The sequence below is a fragment of the Streptomyces sp. NBC_00457 genome, from assembly GCF_036014015.1.
Lineage (GTDB): Bacteria > Actinomycetota > Actinomycetes > Streptomycetales > Streptomycetaceae > Streptomyces.
The window spans coordinates 7,316,573-7,339,719 of the sequence record NZ_CP107905.1 but is presented as its reverse complement, the minus strand read 5'-3'; the positions used below and the strand labels follow the sequence as shown (position 1 = coordinate 7,339,719).

At 70.6% G+C, this 23,147-nt stretch carries 21 protein-coding genes; 13 read left to right on the top strand and 8 right to left on the bottom strand.

The genetic code is table 11. From position 1 onward, the window contains the following. The first annotated feature begins 263 nt into the window (after positions 1-263). The 6 genes from OG828_RS33415 to nirD all read left to right on the top strand — a co-directional run bounded on the left by OG828_RS33415 (position 264) and on the right by nirD (position 7,552). A complete protein-coding gene (locus OG828_RS33415) occupies positions 264-785 on the top strand; it encodes a hypothetical protein (RefSeq protein WP_328503246.1) in 522 nt (173 codons plus the stop codon). Between the two features lie 186 nt (positions 786-971). Beyond that, entirely contained in the window at positions 972-1,622 is a 651-nt protein-coding gene (locus OG828_RS33410) for a class F sortase (protein ID WP_328364828.1), read from the top strand. A gap of 247 nt (positions 1,623-1,869) precedes the next feature. Next, the gene (locus OG828_RS33405) at positions 1,870-3,060 is read left to right on the top strand and encodes a polyprenyl synthetase family protein (protein WP_328503245.1); all 1,191 of its coding nucleotides are present in this window, start codon (positions 1,870-1,872) and stop codon (positions 3,058-3,060) included. A gap of 297 nt (positions 3,061-3,357) precedes the next feature. Beyond that, positions 3,358-4,572, top strand: coding sequence for an NAD(P)/FAD-dependent oxidoreductase (locus OG828_RS33400; RefSeq protein WP_328503244.1), 1,215 nt, complete (start codon positions 3,358-3,360; stop codon positions 4,570-4,572). Continuing rightward, a complete protein-coding gene (nirB, locus tag OG828_RS33395) occupies positions 4,572-7,178 on the top strand; it encodes a nitrite reductase large subunit NirB (protein ID WP_328503243.1) in 2,607 nt (868 codons plus the stop codon). The genes OG828_RS33400 and nirB overlap by 1 nt, the downstream gene beginning before the upstream one ends. Next, positions 7,175-7,552 (top strand): nitrite reductase small subunit NirD, encoded by a 378-nt coding sequence (nirD, locus tag OG828_RS33390; RefSeq protein ID WP_328364819.1) that lies wholly within the window; start codon positions 7,175-7,177, stop codon positions 7,550-7,552. The genes nirB and nirD overlap by 4 nt, the downstream gene beginning before the upstream one ends. Positions 7,553-7,588: 36 nt before the next feature. Here nirD and OG828_RS33385 read toward each other — a convergent pair whose 3' ends face one another. The 4 genes from OG828_RS33385 to OG828_RS33370 form a co-directional block, all read right to left on the bottom strand. Continuing rightward, entirely contained in the window at positions 7,589-8,065 is a 477-nt protein-coding gene (locus OG828_RS33385; protein WP_443062522.1) for an excalibur calcium-binding domain-containing protein, read from the bottom strand. Positions 8,066-8,167: 102 nt separating this feature from the next. Next, complete coding sequence (locus OG828_RS33380; protein ID WP_328503241.1) at positions 8,168-9,094, bottom strand: oxidoreductase; 927 nt, start codon at positions 9,092-9,094, stop codon at positions 8,168-8,170. 29 nt (positions 9,095-9,123) lie between these two features. Then, the gene (locus OG828_RS33375; protein ID WP_328364814.1) at positions 9,124-10,890 is read right to left on the bottom strand and encodes a SulP family inorganic anion transporter; all 1,767 of its coding nucleotides are present in this window, start codon (positions 10,888-10,890) and stop codon (positions 9,124-9,126) included. After that, positions 10,887-11,492, bottom strand: coding sequence for a carbonic anhydrase (locus tag OG828_RS33370; RefSeq protein ID WP_328364811.1), 606 nt, complete (start codon positions 11,490-11,492; stop codon positions 10,887-10,889). Before OG828_RS33370 ends, OG828_RS33375 begins: the two co-directional genes overlap by 4 nt. Positions 11,493-11,798: 306 nt before the next feature. Between OG828_RS33370 and OG828_RS33365 the strand changes: the two genes are divergently transcribed. The 3 genes from OG828_RS33365 (at position 11,799) to OG828_RS33355 (ending at position 15,336) form a co-directional block, all read left to right on the top strand. Next, entirely contained in the window at positions 11,799-12,497 is a 699-nt protein-coding gene (locus OG828_RS33365; RefSeq protein ID WP_328503240.1) for a response regulator transcription factor, read from the top strand. After that, positions 12,494-13,969: a sensor histidine kinase gene (locus OG828_RS33360; protein ID WP_328503239.1), complete on the top strand. Its 1,476-nt coding sequence runs from the start codon at positions 12,494-12,496 to the stop codon at positions 13,967-13,969. Before OG828_RS33365 ends, OG828_RS33360 begins: the two co-directional genes overlap by 4 nt. A gap of 206 nt (positions 13,970-14,175) precedes the next feature. Next, positions 14,176-15,336: an alkaline phosphatase PhoX gene (locus tag OG828_RS33355; RefSeq protein ID WP_328503238.1), complete on the top strand. Its 1,161-nt coding sequence runs from the start codon at positions 14,176-14,178 to the stop codon at positions 15,334-15,336. A 95-nt stretch (positions 15,337-15,431) separates the two neighbouring features. On the opposite strand, the gene OG828_RS33350 is transcribed toward OG828_RS33355, so the two are convergent. Then, positions 15,432-17,060, bottom strand: coding sequence for a transposase (locus OG828_RS33350; RefSeq protein WP_328503237.1), 1,629 nt, complete (start codon positions 17,058-17,060; stop codon positions 15,432-15,434). A gap of 36 nt (positions 17,061-17,096) precedes the next feature. Here OG828_RS33350 and OG828_RS33345 point away from each other — a divergent pair, with 36 nt between their 5' ends. Then, complete coding sequence (locus tag OG828_RS33345) at positions 17,097-17,489, top strand: VOC family protein (protein WP_328504982.1); 393 nt, start codon at positions 17,097-17,099, stop codon at positions 17,487-17,489. A 113-nt stretch (positions 17,490-17,602) separates the two neighbouring features. Beyond that, on the top strand, positions 17,603-18,049 hold the full coding sequence (locus tag OG828_RS33340; protein WP_328503236.1) for a TY-Chap domain-containing protein: 447 nt from the start codon (positions 17,603-17,605) through the stop codon (positions 18,047-18,049). Positions 18,050-18,066: 17 nt separating this feature from the next. Here the strand turns inward: OG828_RS33340 and OG828_RS33335 are convergent, their stop codons facing one another. Further along, positions 18,067-18,477, bottom strand: coding sequence for a VOC family protein (locus OG828_RS33335; RefSeq protein WP_210574277.1), 411 nt, complete (start codon positions 18,475-18,477; stop codon positions 18,067-18,069). A 76-nt stretch (positions 18,478-18,553) separates the two neighbouring features. Beyond that, positions 18,554-18,970 carry a TIGR03668 family PPOX class F420-dependent oxidoreductase gene (locus OG828_RS33330; RefSeq protein WP_328503235.1) on the bottom strand — a complete coding sequence of 139 codons (417 nt, stop codon included), beginning with the start codon at positions 18,968-18,970 and terminating at the stop codon, positions 18,554-18,556. Between the two features lie 212 nt (positions 18,971-19,182). Here OG828_RS33330 and OG828_RS33325 point away from each other — a divergent pair, with 212 nt between their 5' ends. Further along, the gene (locus tag OG828_RS33325; RefSeq protein WP_328364785.1) at positions 19,183-19,584 is read left to right on the top strand and encodes an excalibur calcium-binding domain-containing protein; all 402 of its coding nucleotides are present in this window, start codon (positions 19,183-19,185) and stop codon (positions 19,582-19,584) included. 70 nt (positions 19,585-19,654) lie between these two features. After that, positions 19,655-20,065 (top strand): VOC family protein, encoded by a 411-nt coding sequence (locus OG828_RS33320; RefSeq protein WP_328364784.1) that lies wholly within the window; start codon positions 19,655-19,657, stop codon positions 20,063-20,065. A 263-nt stretch (positions 20,066-20,328) separates the two neighbouring features. On the opposite strand, the gene ppdK is transcribed toward OG828_RS33320, so the two are convergent. Continuing rightward, positions 20,329-23,034, bottom strand: coding sequence for a pyruvate, phosphate dikinase (ppdK, locus tag OG828_RS33315; RefSeq protein WP_328503234.1), 2,706 nt, complete (start codon positions 23,032-23,034; stop codon positions 20,329-20,331). Positions 23,035-23,147 lie beyond the last annotated feature (113 nt).

The following is a 23,147-nucleotide window of genomic DNA, read 5'->3' as shown; positions in this document are numbered from 1 at the left end:
GGCCGTTGTCTCCCGTCGGCTCTCGTCCTCTCCCGTCATCTTCCGTGTCACCCGTTCACAGCCCCGCCCCACCTCCTTCGGGTTCTTTACCGAAGGCCGCCTCCCACACGCCGGTGACCTGCCGAAATGTCGGCCCAGGACGCCCCCGGACGCCCGTCCCCACACCCATTCACCCCCCTCCCCCCGCCCGCTCAGGAAGCGCGCTCGGCGTCCTGCCTTTTTCCTCGGAAGGGGAACCACCGCTGATCTCGAGGGAGCACCGAATGCGACGTACCGCCCGCCTGCTGTCCGGTGCCGTACTCGCCGTGGCCGCCGCAGGCCTCGGCAGTGTGCCGGCGTACGCCGCGGACGCCGGGAGTCTGGAGGTGTTTCCGTCCTCCGTCGTGCCGGGCGGCCAGGTCTCGGTGAATACGACGGCATGCGGCGACACGGGCACGGCGGCGGGCGACGCCAGTGCGGTCGGCGCCGGTTCGTTCACGCTCGCGCCGAGCACCCACAAGGACAACGCCATCGGGCAGTTCAAGGTGCCGCCGAGCGCGCAGCCGGGGACGTACGAGATCGTCGCGACCTGCGCCGAGGACGGGAAGCGGGTGACCGGCGACCTGGTGGTGACGCTGACGGCGCCCCGTGAGCAGGTGTACCCCAGAGGAAGCGTGAAGACGGGGGTCGGTGGCGCCCTGGGCCCCGATCCCGTGCAGACCGCGGCCGGCATCGCGGCTCTTGCCGTCGCCGCCGCGGGCGGTACCTGGCTCCTGCATCGCCGGGCGAGAGGCGACGGGATCTGACGGACACCCTCCGCTGTCCGTCCGCCGGTACCGCACGTCCCCTCCCCCTCCGGGTCCGACGCCCCTCGCGGCCCGGAGGGGGATCGGGGCGGGCCGGCTTCAAGGGTCGCTTTACGGGGTCGCTTCGGGGGGCGCTTTACGGGGTCGCTTCAGGGGTGCTTTTACGGGGTCGCTTCAGGAGGTCGTATGCGCAGGTCGGGCAAAGCCGTCATAGCCAACGCCGCGATAGCGACCGTGACCCTCACCGCCTTGTGCACCGGCGCCTGGCTGCTCAGCAGCGGCGCCCAGCCGCACAACACCCCTCCGCAGCCCTCCGCCCGCCAAGCACACGCGGATGCACACGCCGAAGCGGCCGTACGGCAGTCCGCCGCGCCCGCGCTGCCCCCCTCCCCGCCCGACCGCATCCGCATCCCCTCGCTCCGCGTGGACGCCCCCCTGATGGGCCTCGGGCTGACCAAGACCGGCAGTCTCGACGTCCCGCCGGCCGGGCAGCGGAACCTCGCCGGCTGGTACGAGGCCGGCACCACCCCGGGCGAGACGGGCACCGCCATCGTCGCCGGCCACGTCGACAACGCCGACGGACCCGCCGTCTTCTACGGCCTCGGCGCCCTGAAGCGGGGCAGCACGGTGGAGGTGGACCGGCGCGACGGCGGGGTCGCCGTGTTCACCGTGGACGCCGTCGAGGTGTACGACGCGAAGGACTTCCCCGACGAGAAGGTGTACGGGGCGGCGGACCGGCCCGAGCTGCGGGTGATCACCTGCGGCGGGGGCTACTCACGGGCGACCGGTTATCAGGGGAACGTGGTCGTCTTCGCGCATCTGACGGGCAGCCGCTGAAGCGCTCCGCTGGAAGCGCGGTGATGCACCCGCGGGCCGGTGGGGGCTGGTCGCGCCCCGCGGCGGAGCCGCTGATGTCACAGCCCCGCGCCCCTTCGGGGCGTGATCTATCGCGCAGAGCAAAAGCCCGCCTTCCCTCACATGGACCCCACACGCCCCTGCAAACCCACACAGATATGACGAAAAGGAGATCTTGACCAGAAGCGTGAGCTCGGCGGACCGTGGCCAGCAGGGCGGGGAGGTGGACATGGCTGCCACGGCACGTACGGCGACGACGACCACAGGCACGGCCACGGGCACGGCCGGAGTCGAGGCGGTGGTGCGGCAGGACGCCGCGCTGCTGGAGGACGACCTGCGCGAGTTCATCGGGTCGCTTCCCACCGAGACGGGGTCGCTTCCCGCCGACGGGGACCTGTACGGCGCGGCCCTGAACCGTTCCCTCTACGCACCGGTCGCCGATGCCCTCGGATCCAAGGTGGGGCAGGCCGCCCTGCCTCCGGCTCCGCAGGCATCCGGTCACAGCGGACCCCCTTTACGGCCCTCGATCGTCTACTGGGCCTACCGCAATTACCGCGGCTTCCAGCGCGCGACCAGCGACGACGCCCCCGACCTCGCCCTCATCCGCCGCACCGCCGTAGCCATACGCATCCTCCTCAAAGCCGCAGTCGTGCTCGACGACATCCAGGACGGCAGCGACGTACGGTACGGCGAGCCCGCACTGCACGTCACCCATGGCGTGCCGCTCGCTCTCAACACCGCTTCGTGGCTGATCATGGCGGCGTTGCGGCACGCGGACGATCCGGCGGTGGTGGCAGGCCTCGTCCGCGCGGTGGGCAACGGCTTCACCGGCCAGGCGGGCGACATGTCGACACGGGCCGCCGACACCCGCGCCGAGCTGCTCGCCGCGCCGCACGGGGAGCGCGTGCGGTTCTGGGAGTCGGTGGCGGCGCTGAAGACCGGGACGCTGTTCCGGATGCCGCTGGACGCGGCGGTCGCCGGGCTCGGTGTGGGCGAGGACGAGCGGCGCACGCTGGACGACGCGATGCGCCGGCTCGGGCTGGCGAGCCAGCTGTTCAACGACCTCACCGACGTCGTGCCGGAGCTCGGCGGCGCCAACACGCACGAGGACTTCGACGGCCTGAGCAACCGGGTCTTCCTGGAGCTGATCGATTCCAGTCGGACTCGAACTCGGACTCGGACTCGGCCGCCCGCGCAGGGTGAGCAGCTCAAGGCGTTCGTCCTCGGTCATCCGGGGCTTCAGCAGAGCCTCCTCGAACTCTCCGCCGAGGCCGTCGAGTTGAAGCGATCCGCGAAGGAGGCCGTGCATCGCGTGTGCCGTTCGACACGCAGTGCGGCGTACTTCGATGTGACGATCGAGCGCAAGGGCCACCTCATCGACCGGCTCCACGAGACGGTCCGGCAACGGGCCGGCGTGTGACGGCAACCCCCGAGGAACGCCTGCGACGCGGGCAAGGCGCTGTCCATCGCCCGCCTCCCCAGGCGTGAGCTGCTGAAAGCCCACCCCTCCAGCCCGGCACACCCCCGCTTCGTAGACGATGGCGGCAACACGGAAACCGGTGTGGTTCGGGCACCCGTACCGCCCCCGCCTCACAGTCCGCGACCCGCGCACCGTCCGAACCCTCACACACACCCCCGGCCTCCGCTGAGGGCAGCGTTCCTCACGGGAAACAGACGTGATGCGGCCGGGTAACACCGGCACCGCACGCTCAAGGGCATGACCTCGAATACGCGTGTGGTGGTGATCGGCGCCGGCCTCGCGGGCGTACGTCTCGCCCGGCGGCTCGGTGAGCTCGGCACGCCCGTGACGCTGATCGGCGAGGAGGAGCACCGGCCGTACAACCGGGTGCTGCTCGCCGAGGTGCTGGCCGGCCGGTACGCCCCCGAGGTGATCGCGCTGCCCTCCCCCGCCGGTCTTGTTCGCGCCCGGGTCACCGGGGTCGACCGCGCCGGGCGGCAGGTGGAGTGCGAGGACGGCTCGAAGATCCCCTACGACACGCTGGTCCTGGCCACCGGCTCCAACCCCGTGCTCCCACCGCTGCGCGGCCTGTTCACGCCCGATCATGTGCTGCCCGAGGGCGTGCACGCGTTCCGGACCATGGACGACTGCCTCGGGCTGTCCAAGGCGGTTCGGCCGGGTGTACGCGCGGTCGTCATCGGCGGCGGGCTCCTCGGGGTCTCCGCGGCCCGCGCGCTCGCCATGCGCGGCGCCCAGGTCATGCTCGCCCAGCAGTCCGAGCGGCTCATGGAGCGCCAGCTCGACCCGAACGCCTCGAAGCTGGTGCTGCGGCACCTGAAGGACCTCGGTGTCGAGGTCCACACCGAGTGCCGGGTGCGTGACGTGCGCTGTGTCGGCGGCGCGGTCCGCTCGGTGGAGATGGCCGACGGATACGCCCTCGACGCCGACCTCGTCGTCCTGGCCTGCGGGGTCCACCCGCGTGTGGGCCTCGCCCAGATCGCCGGACTCGCCGTGCGCAAGGGCGTCATCGTCGACGACGAACTGCGGACGTCCGATCCGCACATCCGGGCGATCGGCGACTGCGCCCAGCACGACGGCGTCCTGTACGGGCTCGCCACTCCGGCTCTCGAACAGGCCGACGTACTGGCCGAGATGCTGGCGGGGAACGCGGGCTCCCGCTACACCGGCACCCGTTCGCTGACCCGGCTCACCCTGAGCGGGACGGACGCGTTCGACCTCGCCGCGTTCGGCGAGACCGTGCCGCTGCCGGGCGACGACGTCGTCCAGCTCGCCGACGCCACCCGCGGCACCTACCGCAAGGTCGTCGTCCGCGACGACCGCGTGGTCGGCGGCGTACTGGTCGGCGAACTCGGCACCGTGGGCGCCCTCGCCCGCGCCTGGGAGGGAGCAGAGCCGCTTCCCGCCGACGGCGCCCCCCTGCTCCACCTGCTCACCAACGATGGAGGCTCCTGATGACCGCCACCCTGGGGGCCACCCCCACGATCGTGCTCGTCGGCCATGGCATGGTCGGCCAGCGCTTCCTCGAAGCGCTGGCCGAGCGCGGCCTGACCGCCACGCACCGCGTGGTCGTGCTGTGCGAGGAGCCGCGCCCCGCGTACGACCGCGTCGGCCTCACCTCGTACTTCTCGGGGAAGACGCCCGAGGATCTGTCGATGACCGACATGGAGTTCATCGAGAAGCACTCGATGGAGCTGCGCGTCGGCGACCCGGCCGTCTCCGTGGACCGCGAGGCGAAGAAGGTCACGGCCCGGTCCGGTGAGGTCTTCGAGTACGACACCCTCGTCCTCGCCACCGGCTCCTTCCCCTTCGTGCCGCCCGTCCCCAACAAGGACGCCACCGGCTGCTTCGTCTACCGCACGATCGAGGATCTGCTCGCGATCGAGGAGTACGCGAAGACGGCCACGACCGGCGCGGTCGTCGGCGGCGGTCTGCTCGGCCTGGAGGCGGCGGGCGCGCTGCAGGGTCTCGGACTCACCTCCCACATCGTGGAGTTCGCGCCCCGGCTGATGCCCGTCCAGGTGGACGACGGCGGCGGCGCGGCGCTGCTGCGCACGATCGAGGACATGGGCCTGAGCGTCCACACGGGCGTCGGCACGCAGGAGATCGTGGTCGACGCGGACGGCGCCGTGACCGGCATGAAGCTGTCCGACGGCTCCGAACTCGCCACCGACCTGGTCGTGTTCAGCGCCGGTGTCCGCCCCCGCGACCAGCTGGCCCGCGACTGCGGTCTGACGGTCGGCGAGCGCGGCGGCATCACGGTCGACGAGCAGTGCCGTACGGTCTCCGACCCGCATGTGTTCGCGATCGGCGAGTGCGCGCTGGCGTCGGACGGCCGGGTGTACGGCCTGGTGGCGCCGGGCTACGAGCAGGCGGAGACGGCCGCCGCGACCATCGCGCGGGACGAGGCGGAGTTCACCGGCGCCGACCTCTCCACCAAGCTGAAGCTGCTCGGCGTGGACGTGGCGTCCTTCGGTGACGCGCACGGCTCCACCGAGGACTGCCTCGACGTCGTCTACTCCGACTCCCGCGCGGGCCTGTACAAGAAGCTGGTCATCGGCCGCGACGGCACGCTGCTCGGCGGCATCCTGGTCGGCGACGCGGACGCGTACGGCACCCTGCGCGCGCTGACCGGCTCGGTCCCGCCGATCGCACCCGAGTCGCTGGTCCTGCCGGCCGGCGCGAGTGGCGGCGCCCAGCTCGGCCCGTCCGCGCTGCCGGACGACGCGGTCATCTGCTCCTGCCACAACGTCAACAAGGGCACGATCCGCGGCGCGGTCACCGACCACCAGTGCACGACCGTGCCCGAGGTGAAGAAGTGCACCAAGGCCGGTACGGGCTGCGGCAGTTGCGTCAAGGTGCTCGGCCAGCTGGTCACCGCGGAGCTGGAGGCCAGCGGTGTCGAGGTCGACAAGGGCCTGTGCGGCTGCTTCTCGCAGACCCGCGAGGAGCTGTACGAGATCGTCCTCGCCCTGCGCATCAACACCTACCAGGATCTGCTGGACCGCTACGGCCGCGAGGACGCCCGGGGCGGCGACGGCTGCGAGATCTGCAAGCCGGCGGTGGCGTCGATCATCGCCTCCCTCGCCCCCACGATCGGCGCGAGCGGCTACGTCCTCGACGGCGAGCAGGCGGCCCTCCAGGACAGCAACGACCACTTCCTCGCCAACCTCCAGAAGAACGGCTCGTACTCGGTCGTCCCCCGTATCCCCGGCGGTGAGATCACCCCCGAGGGCCTGATCGTCATCGGCGAGATCGCCCGCGACTTCGGCCTCTACACGAAGATCACCGGCGGCCAGCGCATCGACATGTTCGGCGCGCGGGTCGAGCAACTCCCGCTGATCTGGACGAGGTTGGTGGACGCCGGCTTCGAGTCCGGCCACGCCTACGGCAAGTCCCTGCGCACGGTGAAGTCCTGCGTCGGCCAGACCTGGTGCCGCTACGGCGTCCAGGACTCCGTCCGCATGGCGATCGACCTGGAGCTGCGCTACCGGGGGCTCAGGTCCCCGCACAAGCTGAAGTCCGCGGTCTCCGGGTGCGCCCGCGAGTGCGCGGAGGCCCAGTCGAAGGACTTCGGCGTGATCGCCACGTCCAACGGCTGGAACCTGTACGTCGCCGGCAACGGCGGCGCGACCCCGCGCCACGCGGACCTGCTCGCGCAGGACCTGACCGACGCCGAGCTGATCAAGCTGATCGACCGCTTCCTGATGTTCTACATCCGCACCGCCGACCGCCTGGAGCGCACGTCGACGTGGCTGGAGCGGATCCCGGGCGGCCTGGACCACGTACGCGATGTGGTCGTCGAGGACTCCCTCGGTATCTGCGAGGAGCTGGAGACGCTGATGGCCGCGCACGTGGCCAACTACCGCGACGAGTGGTCCGACACCATCAACGACCCGGAGAAGCTCGCCCGGTTCGTGTCCTTCGTGAACGCGCCGGACACCCCCGACCCGGTGGTCGGCTTCGTCCCCGAGCGCGACCAGATCAAGCCCGACCTGCCGCTGCTGTCCATCGGCCTGCGCCCCGCCGATGACGTCCTGGAAGGAAGCGCCCAGCGATGACCCTGGCCCCCGAGACGACCGATCTGTTGGTCCAACTCCGCCTCGACGACAGCTGGTTCACCGTCTGCGACCTGAACGTCCTGCTGCCGGGCCGCGGCGTGGCGGCCCTGCTGCCGGACGGCCGGCAGGCAGCCCTCTTCCGCGACCGGGCGGGCAACCTCTACGCCGTCGACAACCGCGACCCGTTCGGCGGCGCGGCCGTCCTCTCCCGTGGCCTGATCGGCTCCCACCAGGGCCGCCCCTTCGTCGCCTCCCCCCTGCTGAAGCAGCGCTTCGACCTGGAGACCGGGCAGTGCCTGGACGACGACACGGTACGGATCACCGCGTACGAGGTGCGTACCGCTGACGTCGGCGCCCCTACGACCGACGGCTGAGACGAAAGCCGACCGCACCGGCCGGCCTTCCCCGTCTCACTCGCAGCCGACTCCGTCGCCGTCCCGGTCGAGGTGGCGCCCGTAGCCGGGATCGCCGACCCGCACGGGCGCGGCACCGGCGGCGCGGGCCGCGTCGCAGTTGTCGTAGTAGACGCTGCCGGAGCCGCCGCCGTCACCGGATCCGGCGTCCTCGTCGGCGGCGGGCCGGGCCGTGACGGTGACGGTCTCAGTGACCTCGACGGTTTTCGTCGCGGTCACGGTGGGCGCCGCTTCGGGCTCCGCCGTCGCGGTCGCGGTCGCCGTCGCCGTGACGGTGACGGTCGGCTGTGGCTTGGCTGACTTGGGCTGCGCCTGGTCCGTCGTCGTGCCCTGGCCGCTGTTGCCTATCCCGACGCCGATGAACAGCGCCACGGCGAGCACCGGCAGGACGTACCGCTTCCTGGCCCACTTGGGCGTGGGCCTGGAGGCCGGCGGCTGCGGCGGCCAGGGCGGTGTGGTGTACGCGTTGCTCATGCTCATCCCCCCGAAGGTGTTACGTGAGGGGATGACCGTATTGCCGCGCTCACTGTTGTGAAGGTTAAGTGACCATCTTGTGATGCATCAGTGGTCGACCGCTCAGGCCTTCAACCCTTCGTACGCCACCCCGGTCAACCGCTCCGACGCCTCCCAAAGGCGTTCCCCCGCCCGGTCGTTGAGCGTCCAGGGTGCGCGCCAGGCCCGGCCCGGTGCGCCTCGCCAGCCCGCGAGCGACGGGCCGGTGAAGGAGTCGGGGGTCACGTCGGGGGCGGTGGCGGCGTAGAGGGTGGGCAGGGCGCCGGTGGTGGCGGGCTGGGCGAAGACGCGGTTGCCGAGGAGCATGAACCGTTCGCTGAACTTGCTGCCCGTCATTCGGGGGCCGGCGGTCTGGAGGTTGGTGGCGGCGTAACCGGGGTGCGCGGCGGCGGCGAGGAGGTCCGCGCCGGCGGCCGCCGCCTTGCGGGCCAGCTCGTGTGTGAAGAGCAGGTTGGCCGTCTTGGAGCGGGCGTAGGCGATCCAACGGCTGTAGCGGCGCTCGCTGTTGAGGTCGTCGATGTCGATGTTGGACAGGGCGTGCATCGTGCTGGAGACGGTCACCACTCGCGCCCCGGGCGTGGCGAGCAGCACCGGCAGCAGCCGTCCCGTGAGCGCGAAGTGGCCCAGGTGATTGACCCCGAACTGCGTCTCGAAGCCGTCCGCCGTCGTCCCGTACGGCAGCGCCATCACCCCGGCGTTGTTGATCAGCAGATCGAGACGGTCGTACGGGTACCAGGCCGCGAAATCCCGTACGGACCCCAGGTCCGCCAGGTCCAGCCGGCCGCACTCCACGTCCGTGCCCGGCGCTTCGGTGACCAGCCGGTCACCGGCCTCGGTGCCGCGGGCCTCGCTGCGGCAGGCGAGCACCACGCGGGCGCCCTTGCGGGCCAGCTCCCGCGCGGTGACGTATCCGAGGCCGCTGTTGGCGCCGGTGACGACGGCGACGCGGCCGTGCTGATCGGGAATCTCCATCGTGTTCCAGCCGGCCATGGCCGAGCTCCCTCCGCTGACGGCTGGATTCAGCGTACGAGCGGTGGGCGGTCGGCGTAATCGGCCGGAAGGGGGCGCGTGTCCAGGTAGAACCATTCGGCTCCGGGGCCCGGGGCGGGCAGCGCGGCCGTGTCGGCGTCGGCGGGGGCGGGTTCGGAGGGGGTGGGAGCGGGGTCTGCTCCTCTCACCGGGCCCGGCATCAGCAGTTCCACCCGTGTGCCCGTCCCCCGCTGCTGGGCCGTGAACTCCTCGATCTGGTTGCGGCAGGCGTGGTCCAGATGGGTCACGCCGGTCAGATCGAGGCGGATCCTCGGCTTGCCCGACGCGGCGGCGGCCTCCAGCGCCTCGATGACCTGCGGCAGCCGCAGGAAGGTGGCGTTGCCGGCCATGACGACCTTGGCGGTGTCCTCCTCGGTGTGCTGCCGGATCACCGTCTGCGACATACGCAGCGCGGCCAGCACGATCCCGGCGCCGAGTCCGACGATCACGCCTTCGAGCAGCGCGGTCGCCACGATCACCAGCGTGGTCACCGTCATCACCACGAACTCGCCCCGGTCCTGCCGCCACATCTTCGGGAACTCCTCGGGCGCGAACAGCTTCCAGCCGCTGTGCACGAGGACCCCCGCGAGCACCGAGACCGGGATCAGGGCGAGGACCTGCGGCAGCAGCAGCGCGAACGCGAGCAGCCACAGCCCGTGCAGCGTGCGGGAGAGCCGGGTCTTCGCGCCGGCCTGGACGTTCGCCGAGCTGCGGGCGACGACCGCGGTGATCGGGAGCGCGCCCAGGAGACCGGCGAGGGTGTTGCCCGCGCCCTGCGCCAGGAGCTCGGTGTTGTAGCGGGTGCGCGGGCCGCTGTGCATCCGGTCCACGGCCGCCGCGGTGAACAGGCTCTCCGCGGAGGCGATGACCGTGAAGGTGAGGACGGAGGTGATGATCGCCGCGTCGGCGAGGCCCGCGAACTGCTCGGCGCCCGGCGGCTGTATGGAGTCCAGCAGACTGCCGACCTGAAGGGTCTTCACGTCCACGCCGGGCAGTGCGGCGACCGCGATGCCGATGCCTACGGCGATCAGAGCGGCCGGGATCTTCCGCAGCGGCCCCGGCACCTTCTTCCACACGAAGCTGAGCACGATGGTGACGACCCCGAGCAGGGCGGCGATCATCGCCTGCCGGTCCGTCAGGATGTCGCCGAGCAGCGCCGGGATGCCGGCCATGTTCTCGATCGGGGTGCCTGGGGCCTTGGCGTCGGCCATCGGATAGGCCTGGCTGAACATCAGCGGCAGTCCGATGCCGGCCAGCATGCCCTGGATGACGGCGAGGGAGATCGCCTGGAACAACCGGCCGAGGCGTATCAGGCCCAGGATGATCTGCAGCAGCCCCGAGCACAGGACGATCACACCGAGCATGACCACGCCGTGCTCCGCCACGGTCTCCGCGACCAGTGCGGCGAGGCCTGCGGCGGGCCCGCTGACCTGGAGCGTACTGCCCCGGAACGCGCCCACCACGAGGCCTCCGATGACGCCGGAGATGATGCCCAGCTCGGGCGGGACGCCGGATGCGACGGCGACGCCGATGCAGAGCGGTAGCGCGACCAGGAAGACGACCAGGGATGCGGTGATCTCGGTGCCCAAGCGCTCCGCTGGATGTGACGTGATGTGCCGTCGTTCGACTGCGGCGCCGTCGTGGCTGGTCGCGCAGTTCCCCGCGCCCCTTTGGGGCGCTGCCGAACCGTCGGACCGGGGGCCCTTCGCGCTCACCGTCCGCCGGGGTGTCCGGCCCCGCGCATGTGCCCCGCTCATACGGCGTGCACCCGGAAGTGGCCGTCGTCGTCCAGTTCGGCCACCCGGCCGGTGTGGACCTCGTAGTACCAGCCGTGCAGCCGCAGCCGGCCCGCGTCGAGGCGCTGCCGCACCACCGGGTAACTCCGCAGCGCGGCCAGCTGGTTGACGACGTTGCGCTGTACCACCTCCGGCAGCGACGGATCGTCGGACGGGCCGGCCAGCACCGATGCCAGCTCGGGGCGGGCCGTACGGAGCCAGGCGTCCACCCCGGGCAGTGCGGTCAGGTCCTCGCCGGACATGAGCGCGCCCATGGCTCCGCAGTGTGAGTGACCGCACACCACGATGTCCTGAACTCCGAGCACCTCCAGCGCGTATTCGACGGTGGCGGCCTCGCCACCGGCGCCGTGCTGCCCGTACGACGGCACGATATTTCCCGCGTTGCGCAACTCGAATATCTCTCCGGGGCGGGCTCCGGTGATGAGCGCCGGTATGACCCGGGAGTCCGAGCAGGTAATGAAGAGGACCTCGGGATTTTGCCCCTCGGCCAGTTTCCGGTATTCGCCGCTCTCGAAATCCACGTGCCGTTTGAACGAGCGGGCGCGGTCCAGCAACGCCTTCAACGGTGCCTCCTCGACTGGGAGTTCGGTCAGTGCACGACACCGTAGAGGGGCGATGGCCAGAGGAAGGTTAAGCCAACACCAGAGCGCGGCCAGCAGCCGGACATTCTTTGTCCCGGGGCCGGTCACACACGCGGAAATAGCAGCGGACAAACGCTTTCTGAGCGGCTGGTCACACTGTGCCGCATTCGCTCGACGCACGGTTGGCATCCCTCGTAACGTGTCAACTCCACGACACGTCATACACATTGTCGTGTTGTTGATACGCATTGTCGTGTTGTTGTCCGGATTCACGGAGAGACGGGACCTATGGGCCTACGCGTGTTGCTCATCGAGGACGACGAGACGATCGCCGAGCCGCTCGCCGAGGGGCTCGGGCACTTCGGGCTGACGGTCGATCGCGTCGCCACCGGCACCGAGGGTCTGAGAGGTCCGTACGGCGATGTGGTCCTGCTCGATCTGGGGCTGCCGGACATGGACGGCATCGACGTCTGCCGGGGCATCCGGCAGACCTCCGACGTCCCCATCGTCATCCTCAGCGCGCGCGGCGAGGAGGCCGACCGCGTGCTGGGCCTGGAGCTGGGTGCCGACGACTATCTCGCGAAGCCGTTCAGCGTACGGGAGTTGGTGGCGCGGGTGCGGGCGGTGACCCGGCGGACGCAGCGCACGCAGGAGCCCGTGGAGCCCGCGCCGGAACCGGCGTACGAGCCCGGACCGCTCGTGGTGGACCGCCGTACCCGCCAGGTCTGGGTCGGTGAGGTGCAGATCCCCCTGACTCCCAAGGAGTTCGAGCTGCTGGCGCTGCTCACCGAGGACCCGGGGGCGGTCTACTCCCGGCAGCAGATCCTCGACCGGGTGTGGGACCCGCACTACGAGGGCCCGACCAAGACCCTGGACGTCCATGTCGCAGCGCTGCGGCGGAAGTTGGGCCATCCGGCGTGGATCCAGACCCTGCGCGGGATCGGCTTCCGGCTGGCGGTGCAGACCGGGCCGAACGAGCCGACATGACACGTCGGCTGCTGTTCAGCTATCTCAGCCTGGCCGCCCTGGTGCTGCTCTGCCTGGAGGTCCCGCTGGGCTTCGTCTACTCGCGGGGCGAGCGGGAACGGGTGGTGGGCCTGGCGAGGGACGAGGCCGAGTCGGTGTCCGCGTACGCCGCGCTGTCCCTGGCGGCCGGCCGGGCCGAGCGGGACCTGCCCGGCCGGGCGGCGCACTGCGCCGCGCGCATCGGCGGGAAGGTGGTGATCGTGGACGCCTCGGGCACCCTGCTCGCCACCTCGCATCCGCTGACCGGGCAGGCGGTGCGCGCACTGCCGACCCGCCCGGGGATCGCGGCGGCGCTCCGGGGCACGTCCACGGTGGATGTCCGTACGTCGACCATCGGCGGGGTGGAATACCTCTCCGTCGCCGCGCCCGTCGGGGAGGGGGCGCGGGGTGCCGTATGGCTCACGGTGCCCACGCGGACCGTGCATGAACGCGTCCACGATGTGTGGCTGCTGCTCGCTCTCGGCGGGCTCGGGGTTCTCGCCGCGGTCACCCTGGTCGGCTTCGGCATCGCCCGCTGGACCGGCCGCCCCATCCGTGAACTGGAGCGGGCCACGCATGCGTTGGCGGACGGCGGCTGCGCCGAGCCGGTGACGATCACCAAGGGCCCGCCCGAAGTACGCAGGCTGGCCGCCGCGTTCAACCGTACGGCGGCCCGGCTCGCCCATCTCCTCGACTCCCAGCATGCCTTCGCGGGCGAGGCCTCGCACCAGCTCAAGACGCCGCTCGCGGCACTGCGGCTGCGGCTGGAGAACCTGGAGCCGAACGTCTCCGCGCGCGGCCGGGGCAGCCTCGCCGCCGCCGTCACCGAGACGGACCGGCTGTCCCGGATGGTCGAGGGCCTGCTGGCGATGGCCCGGCTGGAGGAGGACGCGGTCACTCCCGGGCCGGTCGACGTGGGCGCGGTCTGCGCGGAACGGCACCGGACCTGGGGGGCGCTGTTCGAGCAGCAGGGGGTCGCGCTGGTCCTGTTCGCCGGCAGCGTGGGCCCGGTGCTCGCGCTGCCCGGGGCCGTCGAGCAGATCCTGGACAACCTGCTGTCCAACGCCCTGCGGGCCTCCCCGTCCGACAGCACGGTGACCATCGAGCTACGGCTCCTCGTCCCCGCCCGCCGGGCGCTGCGCGACAGCCGCCCCTGCTGGGTCGACCTGCACGTCACCGACGAGGGCCCCGGCATGACCGCGGACCAGCGCCACCGCGCCTTCGACCGGTTCTGGCGCGCGCCCGGCGCCCCGAAGGGCGGTACGGGCCTGGGGCTCTCGCTGGTCCAACGGCTCGCGCACGCGAGCGGCGGCGAGGCGAGGCTGCAGGCCGCGGCGACGGGAGGGCTCGACGCGGTGGTCCGCCTGCCCTCCGCGGACCCGTCCGCCGGCGGCCACCCCATCACCAGACCGGGCCCACCACGCCGCCGCGAGGCACCGGCGCTTCCGGCATGAGTGGCCGGATTGACCTGAGCGGTCCGATCTGCCTGACCGCAACGGCACCCAAGCCCGCCACAGCCGTCGCACAGCCCCGTCACAACCTGTCCATGACACGTCAACCCAGGGTCCCCGAGGGCGGTAACCCGCGCCCATAGGTTCCGTGACCGCACGACCCCGTCGCCGATCGGTGACGGGGCGGTCATGCCACCCTTGGAGCGAGAGTGGAACGTCGTACTGTCCTGCGTGCGGCCGTCCTCGGCGGGTCCTCCGCCGTCTTCGGCGGAACCCTGTGGCGCGGCGCCGCGTACGCCGCACCCGCGCAGCCCGGCACCGGCCCGTACGGAGCGCTCGGCTCGCCGAACGCCAACGGCATCAGACTCCCCAGCGGCTTCACCAGCCGAGTGATAGCCCGCTCCGGCCAGACGGTCCCCGGCACGTCGTACACCTGGCACAACGCCCCGGACGGCGGCGCCTGTTACACCGACGGCAGCGGCTGGATCTACGTCTCCAACTCGGAGATCAACCCGTCCGGCGGCGCGAGCGCGGTGAAGTTCTCGTCGACCGGCGCGATCACGGGCGCGTACCGCATCCTGTCCGGCACCCGCCAGAACTGCGCGGGCGGCAAGACCCCGTGGAACACCTGGCTGTCCTGCGAGGAGGTGTCCCTCGGCTACGTCTACGAGACGGACCCGTGGGGCGTGAACGCCGCCGTGCGCCGCGACGCCATGGGCCGCTTCAAGCACGAGGCCGCCGCCGCCGACCCCGTGCGCAAGGTCATCTACCTGACCGAGGACGAGTCGAACGGCCGCTTCTACCGCTTCGTACCGACCACTTGGGGCAACCTCTCCTCCGGCACCCTCCAGGTCATGGTCGCCGGGTCGGGTACGTCCGGCTCCTTCAGCTGGGCGAACGTGCCGGACCCGGACGGCTCCCCGACGTCCACCCGCACGCAGGTCTCCGGCTCGAAGTCCTTCAACGGCGGCGAGGGCTGCCACTACGCCGACGACACGGTCTGGTTCACCACCAAGGGCGACAACCGCGTCTGGCAGCTCAACCTCACCAACAACACCTACGAGTTGGCGTACGACGACTCCCTGGTGACCTCGGGCACGGCCCCCCTCACCGGCGTCGACAACATCACCGGCTCCTCCTCCGGCGACCTCTTCGTCGCCGAGGACGGCGGCTCCATGGACATCTGCGTCATCACCCCGGACGACGTCATCGCACCGTTCCTGCGCATCGACGGCCAGTCCGGCTCGGAGATCACCGGCCCGGCCTTCTCCCCCGACGGAACCCGGCTGTACTTCTCCAGCCAGCGGGGGACGAGCGGGAGTTCGTCCGGTGGGATCACATACGAGGTGACGGGACCCTTCCGCTTGTAGCGGCCCGTCCGGCGGGGGCGTCCGTGCCGTGCGGGACGCCCCACGGCCTGCTTAGGCTTCCGTCATGACCGTGACCTTCTTCGCCGTGACCGTTCCTAAAGACTGAGCGGGAGTGAGTCCTGTTGCCAGGACTCATGCTCAGCCGAACGCCCCGTACGGTGTTGGGCGTTCTGGTCGACCGCGTTCGCTCCACGTCCGGCGCGCACGGATCGTGTCCGTGGTCCGGGGATGCGGGGGCGGTTTCCCTCACGCCCCGGGGTGCCCGGTCGGGCCTGGACGGTCCGATGCCCCTGCTCATCACTCCGGTGAGCAGGGGGCGGTGCCGTCCGTCGCCGGATCGGGTGCCCCAGGGCGCGCCTTCCGATCGCCACGGCCGCTGCGCCGTGGCGGGTCGTCTTACGGGTCTTGCTGGTGAGGGGCTTTTGCCAGTGTTGGGCGCCCCAGCGAGAGGTGTAGGCCGGGTCCACGGCGACGATGGTGACGCCGAGTTCGGCAGCCATCGACACCAGCCGGGCCCGCAGCCTGCTGACCGGCATGCCGGAGATGAGCTTGCGGAACCGCTTGCGGCCGCCGTGCTTCTCGCGGGTCTTCTCCGCGGTGAAGTCGAGGTCCTCGACCGCGATGGACAGACCACGTCGTTTGGCCCAGTGCAGTAGGCGGATCAGTGCGTGGCGGACTTGCGCGTCGCGGTGGCCGGCGGTACCGGACAGGTCGTAGCCGAACCGGAGCGGTTCGCCGGTGGGGTTGCCGTGGTGGTCCAGGCGCCAGGCGGCGAGGTGGTCGGCGTTGGTGTCCACGCCGACCAGGCCGTGCGCGCGGGCCGCCTCCAGCGGCACGAGGGCCACGGGCCGGTTCGTCCATGACGCGGTCAGGTACCAGCGGCCCCGCACGGTGTCTTCGTGGATGCGGTAGGCGACGGCCCGGTTGGCGGCGACCCGGTCGGCCCACTGCTCGCCCCGGTGCGCGAAGCTCACCCGGGCGGTGAGCGCGTAGCGGCCGTGCGGCGCGTTCGCCAGGTGCGCCAGCGGCGCCGGGAGCTTGAGGGAGACCTCGCCGTCGGGCGTGACGCGGATGGTCTCGTTGCCGTACCGCTTGCCGGACTCGCCGTCCGCCTGCAGGAACCGCCGCCCCGCCTCCCACCGGGCACGCCATCCGGCCTCGGTGAGCTGGGCTTCCTGAAGGTGGTGCCGGGTGTTCAGCAGCCGCTTGCCGCCCCGCACCACGCGCACGATTCCGGCCTCGCGGTCGGCCCGCGCCGCGTCGAGCCGGTCTTCGAGTACGTGCAGGCGGCGGGACTTGGCGAACCACTCCTGCCGACTGCGGTACCCGCCCGGAGCGCGCTTGCTGCCCTTCTCACCGATGGGCCTCGACAGCCGGTGGGTGATCGTCTCGATCCCGGCTTGAAGGCTGTGGATGTGTGCGAGCTGGCCGCGGCGGGCGAGCGCCCACTGATCGTGGGTGGCCTTCGTGATCGCCCCGGCCCAGCGGGAGGAGGACTGCTTGGTGAGGGTGCGCTTGCGCTCGGCCCATCGCTCGGCGTCGTGATCCGTCCCGGCCGCACACCGCGCTTTGAGGTCGCGGGAGGCGAGCGTGCCGAGCAGATCACCGACCAGCCGAAGAACCTTCTCGTCCTCGGCGCTCAGGTGCTTGAACCGGGTACGGACCGCGACCCCTGAGGGACCGGGCACCACGAACGGCGCCGCCACCTCCCGCAACCCACCCACCCCGTTCCCCCCGCACTACACAAGCCGAAGAACCCACTGCCCCACCCAACGACCCACCGCCCGCAAGGGTCACGCATTCGATGTAGGAACCTTCGTTCCCATCCCGGACGCCCGCACCCGCCGCCAGGACACTCACTCATACACACCAGAACGCGCCCGTGCGCAGTCGATCGACAGCAGCTCATTACCCCCCAACCACCCCACTGGCCGGACCCGGCCGCCCCGCGCCGCCATCACCTGGAGTTCGCCGTCGACGAGGACATGCCCACGATCGAACGCCGCCTCCTCGAACTCGGCGCGACCATGCACGAACACCAGTCGGGCGCCGACCAGTTCCGGATGTTCACCGACCCCGCCGGTCACCTGTTCTGCCTGGCGCCGCGCGAGACGACGTATGTGCACGGGGAGTTGCTCGACGCCGAGCACTGAAGCGGGATCGGGCGGACGCCGACGCTCCGGGGCCAGGTGGCGTGGCCCAGCGCTGATCCAAACGAAAAGCCCTGGTGGGGTGTCTCCCCGATCGGTGCCGGTACGTTGGCCCGATGGACGAGGCATGGAGCGAGTTCCGTGACCGGCTGCGGGCGGAAGTGGCCGGTATGCGCGAGAGGGACACCCTGGTGGTCTCCGAGCCCGACCCCGAGCCGGCGCCCGATGCTCCGGGCCGGCACTGGTGGCAGCGGCGCCCCAAACCTCGGCAGGATACGGGGCGTTACGTGCAGTTCATGAGGTGGGACGACGGGTTCGGCGCCGAATGCGTCTCATTGGCGTACCGGAAAATGACCGAGGCACAGAAGCAGCGGCTGCTGTCGCTCGGCTGGTCCGACCCGGACGCCCACCCGCCGCGCAGCGGGCGCTCGGAGAATCACGAGATGTGGTTCGGCCTCGACGAGGTCGACCGACTTGCCCAGATCTCCACCGACTCGCTCCGGGTACTGGGCGAGGAGCCGCCCGACGCGCACTGGACCTGGCGGAAGGACCCGCCGGCGTGAGCGGCCGGACAGCACACCTAGTCGCGCTTGGGCCAGATGAGGCCCTGATCGGTCCAGATGACACCCTTGTTGCGGCAGAGGCAAAAGGGGTGGCCGATGGGGTCGGTGTAGACGCGGAAGCCGTAGCCGTCGGGGCCGACGCAGTCCCGCTCCAGGGTCGCGCCGAGGGCCAAGACCCGGCGCTGTTCGGCCTCGACGTCATCGACTTCGAAGTCGAGGTGGAACTGCTTGGGGTGCTCGCTGTCGGGCCACTGCGGGGCGCGGTAGTCCTCCACCCGAATGAAGGCCAGTTCGATCTCGCCGCACTTGATACCGGCCCAGTCCTCGTTACTGCCCTCCTTGACCGGGAGCCCGATCACCTCGGAGTAGAAGGCTGCCAGCTTCATCGTGTCCGGGCAATCGATGATGAAGTCGGTTAGTCGCAGCATCCGGCGATCTTGCCACAAGATCCGAGTGCTCGACTGCTTGCTCCGCCGGCGCGGCCGGTCTTGGCAGCGGGCAAGGTTATGCGAACGCCCAGCCGCTCCACCGCTCGACCCGAATGGCGGCCACGGGACCCTGGGGAGGAGAGTCCCGGTACTGGTCGTACTTGTCGCGCAGCAACTCCACCGCGCGATGCCGCTCTTGCCCGTCCTCCAGTACTTCCCCGCGGCCATCAGCACGAGCCCACCACAACGTCGACCAGTCCTCGGCGTAGTGGTCGACCAGGACCGTCACCGAGGGATTCTCCCGAATGTTGCGGAGCCGCCGCAGTTGCCATGTGCTCTTGGGTTTGTGGTCCACCGCGAAATACACGACGTCGTCCAGGACGGCGAAGGTCACCGGCACGGCGTGGGGCACTCCATTGGCGTCGGCGGTCGCCAGCCGTGCGACAGGTGATCCGGCAAAGCGTTCCCGGGCGACGAGCGGTGAGAGCTTCACGCATTCCACGGTAGAGCTGAAGCATCACCGGCTTTACAGAACGCCAAGCCATGAGCGGAGAGCTACCGTCCAGTCACGTCACGTTCGCATCACGTGTCCGGTGTTTCGCCGCGCCATCAGCAGCCCCCCAATACTTTCGTCACCTCATATCCGGCCGATTGCCTCTGTGTGATCAGGCGTATGGATACCCGCGCACATTGAGGGGGCTCCCCGTGAAGTCGTTCCGCAAGCCGGCCGCCGTGGCTGTCGTCGCGTTGGCACTGGCCGCTCTGCCTGTCACTGCCGAGGCGCATGACGGCAATCACCCGTTCGAGAACTGCTCCGAGGCGTACGAGAACGGGTACTCCAATATCAAGGAGGGCGACGAGCACTACGGGGAGCACCTGGACCGCGACCAGGACGGCATCGGCTGCGACAACCCGCCCGCCGGCTTCGTCCCCGCCGAGGACGAGGGCACCGACGGAGCCGAGGACACGGCGGGGCAGGAGGACACCGACCTCGCGGAGACCGGCGGCAACAGTGCCACGTCGTACATCGCGGGTGGCGGTGCCGCCGTTCTGCTCGCCGGGGGTGGGCTGCTGGTTGTGGTGCGTCGGCGTCGCGAGGTTCGCTGAGCCGCGGAATCGGCGGGTCTGTCGGCGAGTTGACGGGAACGTATCCGCGATCTTCAAGGAGCAGGCCGACATGTCCGACGAACCCGCCGTCCGTGAACTCCGTCTCGTCGTCACAGCGGACGACTACGACGCCGCCCTGCACTTCTACCGCGACGTTCTGGGCCTGACCGAACAGGCCGCGTTCTCCTCGCCCGGCGGGCGCGTCACGATCCTCGATGCCGGGCGGGCCACGCTGGAGCTGACCGATCCGCATCATGCGGCGTTCATTGATGACGTGGAGGTCGGGCGGCGGGTGGCCGGGCATATCCGGGTGGCGTTCCAGGTGGGTGACTCCGCCGCCGTCACGGCGAAGCTGGCCGCCGCCGGTGCCGAGGTGGTCGCCGAGCCGACGCGGACGCCGTGGAATTCGCTCAACTCCCGGCTGGAGGCGCCCGGTGCGCTCCAGCTGACCCTCTTCACCGAGCTGGGCGAAGGCGAATAGGAAGGGCGAGAGGGCGGCACCCCCCGCACGGGGTGCCGCCCTCTCGTCGTGCGCCGGAGCCGCCGCCCATCGGTGAGGGTCGGGGACGGACGACGGCTCCGGGGACTAATGGCTAGGCGGGTCGGGCTAAGTCAGCTGCGGTTCGGCAGCGCCCCGAAGGGGCGCGGGGCTGTGTCGATATGCGGCTCCGCCGCGTGGGCGCGACCAGCCACGACGGCGCCGCAGACGACCAATGGCACATCGCGGCATCCAGCGGGCGGCGCCTACCTGTGATCGCTCCCCTGCGACTGAGACGCCGCCCGGCCCGCCTCCAAGCGCGCCACCGGGATGCGGAACGGGGAGCAGGAGACGTAGTCCAGGCCCACCTCGTGGAAGAAGTGGACGGACTCCGGGTCGCCGCCGTGCTCGCCGCAGACGCCGAGCTTGAGGTCGGGGCGGGTCGCACGGCCCGCCTCGGCGGCCAGCTTCACCAGCGAGCCCACGCCGTCCCTGTCGATCGTCTCGAAGGGCGACACTCCGAAGATGCCCTTCTCCAGGTACGCGGTGAAGAACGAGGCCTCCACGTCGTCCCGGCTGAAGCCCCACACCGTCTGGGTCAGGTCGTTCGTGCCGAAGCTGAAGAACTCCGCCGCCTCCGCGATCTGCCCCGCCGTCAGTGCGGCGCGCGGCAGCTCGATCATCGTGCCGATCGCCAGCTTGAGGTCCGTACCCGTCGCCGCCTGCACCTCCGCGACGACCTGGTCGGCCTCCTCGCGGACGATCTCCAGCTCCTGGACCGTGCCGACGAGCGGGATCATGATCTCGGCGCGCGGGTCACCCTTGGCGTTCTTGCGCTCGGCGGCGGCCTCGGCGATCGCCCGTACCTGCATGGTGAAGAGGCCGGGGATCACCAGGCCCAGGCGCACACCGCGCAGGCCCAGCATCGGGTTCTGCTCGTGCAGGCGGTGGACGGCCTGGAGCAGGCGCAGTTCGTTCTCGTGCGGCTCCTGGCGGGACTCGGCGAGCGCCACGCGGACCGACAGCTCGGTGATGTCGGGGAGGAACTCGTGCAGCGGCGGGTCGAGGAGCCGGATCGTCACCGGGAGGCCGTCCATCGCCGAGAACAGCTCCACGAAGTCCTGCTTCTGGAGCGGGAGAAGGGCCTTCAGGGACTCCTCGCGCTCCGTCTCCGTGTCCGCGAGGATCAGCCGCTCGACCAGTTCGCGGCGGTCGCCCAGGAACATGTGCTCCGTACGGCAGAGTCCGATGCCCTGCGCGCCGAACCTCCGCGCCCGCAGCGCGTCCTCCGCGTTGTCCGCGTTGGCACGCACCCGCAGCCGGCGCTTGCGGTCGGCGAACGCCATGATCCGGTGTACGGCCTCGACCAGTTCGTCGGCGTCGTTGGCGCCGGCGTGCATCCGGCCCTCGAAGTACTCGACGACGGGAGACGGGACCACCGGCACCTCGCCCAGGTAGACCTTGCCGGACGAACCGTCGATCGAGATCACGTCGCCTTCCTCGACCACGTGACCACCCGGCACCGTCATCCGGCGCCGCTTGGTGTCGACCTCCAGCTCCTCCGCGCCGCACACACACGTCTTGCCCATGCCGCGCGCCACGACGGCCGCGTGGGACGTCTTGCCGCCGCGCGAGGTCAGAATGCCCTCGGCCGCGATCATGCCGTCCAGGTCGTCGGGGTTGGTCTCCCGGCGGACCAGGATCACCTTCTCGCCCGAACGCGACCACTTCACGGCGGTGTACGAGTCGAAGACCGCCTTGCCGACCGCCGCACCCGGCGACGCCGCGATGCCCCGGCCGACCGTCTGGACCTTCGTGTCCTCGTCGAAGCGGGGGAACATCAACTGGGCCAACTGGGCGCCGGTGACGCGCTGCAGCGCCTCGGCCTCGTCGATCAGCCCCTGGTCCACCAGCTGGGTCGCGATACGGAAGGCCGCGCCCGCCGTCCGCTTGCCGACGCGCGTCTGGAGCATCCACAGCTGGCCGCGCTCGATGGTGAACTCGATGTCGCAGAGATCCTTGTAGTGGTTCTCCAGGGTCTCCATGATCTGCATCAGCTGGTCGTACGACTTCTTGTCGATCGACTCCAGCTCCGCCAGCGGGACCGTGTTGCGGATGCCGGCGACCACGTCCTCGCCCTGCGCGTTCTGCAGGTAGTCGCCGTACACGCCCTGGTGGCCGCTGGCCGGGTCACGGGTGAAGGCGACGCCCGTACCCGAGTCCGGGCCCAGGTTGCCGAAGACCATCGAGCAGATGTTGACCGCGGTGCCGAGGTCGCCGGGGATGCGCTCCTGGCGGCGGTACAGCTTGGCCCGGTCGGTGTTCCAGGAGTCGAAGACGGCGTGGATGGCGAGGTCCATCTGCTCGCGCGGGTCCTGCGGGAAGTCCCGGCCGGCCTCGGTCTTGACGATCTTCTTGAAGCGGGTGACCAGCTTCTTGAGGTCGGCGGCCTCCAACTCGGTGTCGACCGTGACCTTCTTGGCCTCCTTGGCCTTCTCGAGCGCGTCCTCGAAGAGGTCGCCGTCGACGCCGAGGACGGTCTTGCCGAACATCTGGATGAGGCGGCGGTAGGAGTCCCAGGCGAACCGGTCGTCGCCGGCCTGCTTGGCGAGGCCTTGCACGGACTTGTCGGAGAGGCCGATGTTGAGGACCGTGTCCATCATGCCGGGCATCGAGAACTTCGCCCCGGAACGTACCGATACGAGGAGGGGGTTATCGGCCTGTCCGAGCTTCTTGCCCATGGTCGCTTCGAGGGCGTCGAGGTGCGCACTCACCTCGTCACGCAGTGCCACCGGCTCCTCGCCGCTGTCGAGGTAGACCTTGCAGGCCTCGGTGGTGATGGTGAAGCCCGGAGGGACCGGAAGGCCCAGATTGGTCATCTCGGCGAGGTTCGCACCCTTTCCGCCGAGGAGGTCCTTGAGTTCCTTGTTGCCCTCGGTGAAGTCGTAAACGAACTTTTGATTTTCCGACACGGGTCCCAACTCCTCGAGGACGCGGTGGCTGCCCTGACGGCGAGGAACATACCCAGTTCGAAGGCGCCTGGGTACGTCCACTTGTGCGTCATGAGCCTGTAACCAGCCGTCCG

Coding starts and splice junctions, on each gene's coding strand:
- OG828_RS33415 (WP_328503246.1), top strand. CDS start 264: ATGCGACGTACCGCCCGCCTGCTGTCCGGTGCCGTACTCGCCGTGGCC.
- OG828_RS33410 (WP_328364828.1), top strand. CDS start 972: ATGCGCAGGTCGGGCAAAGCCGTCATAGCCAACGCCGCGATAGCGACC.
- OG828_RS33405 (WP_328503245.1), top strand. CDS start 1,870: ATGGCTGCCACGGCACGTACGGCGACGACGACCACAGGCACGGCCACG.
- OG828_RS33400 (WP_328503244.1), top strand. CDS start 3,358: ATGACCTCGAATACGCGTGTGGTGGTGATCGGCGCCGGCCTCGCGGGC.
- nirB (WP_328503243.1), top strand. CDS start 4,572: ATGACCGCCACCCTGGGGGCCACCCCCACGATCGTGCTCGTCGGCCAT.
- nirD (WP_328364819.1), top strand. CDS start 7,175: ATGACCCTGGCCCCCGAGACGACCGATCTGTTGGTCCAACTCCGCCTC.
- OG828_RS33385 (WP_443062522.1), bottom strand. CDS start 8,065: ATGAGCAACGCGTACACCACACCGCCCTGGCCGCCGCAGCCGCCGGCC.
- OG828_RS33380 (WP_328503241.1), bottom strand. CDS start 9,094: ATGGCCGGCTGGAACACGATGGAGATTCCCGATCAGCACGGCCGCGTC.
- OG828_RS33375 (WP_328364814.1), bottom strand. CDS start 10,890: ATGAGCGGGGCACATGCGCGGGGCCGGACACCCCGGCGGACGGTGAGC.
- OG828_RS33365 (WP_328503240.1), top strand. CDS start 11,799: ATGGGCCTACGCGTGTTGCTCATCGAGGACGACGAGACGATCGCCGAG.
- OG828_RS33360 (WP_328503239.1), top strand. CDS start 12,494: ATGACACGTCGGCTGCTGTTCAGCTATCTCAGCCTGGCCGCCCTGGTG.
- OG828_RS33340 (WP_328503236.1), top strand. CDS start 17,603: ATGGACGAGGCATGGAGCGAGTTCCGTGACCGGCTGCGGGCGGAAGTG.
- OG828_RS33335 (WP_210574277.1), bottom strand. CDS start 18,477: ATGCTGCGACTAACCGACTTCATCATCGATTGCCCGGACACGATGAAG.
- OG828_RS33320 (WP_328364784.1), top strand. CDS start 19,655: ATGTCCGACGAACCCGCCGTCCGTGAACTCCGTCTCGTCGTCACAGCG.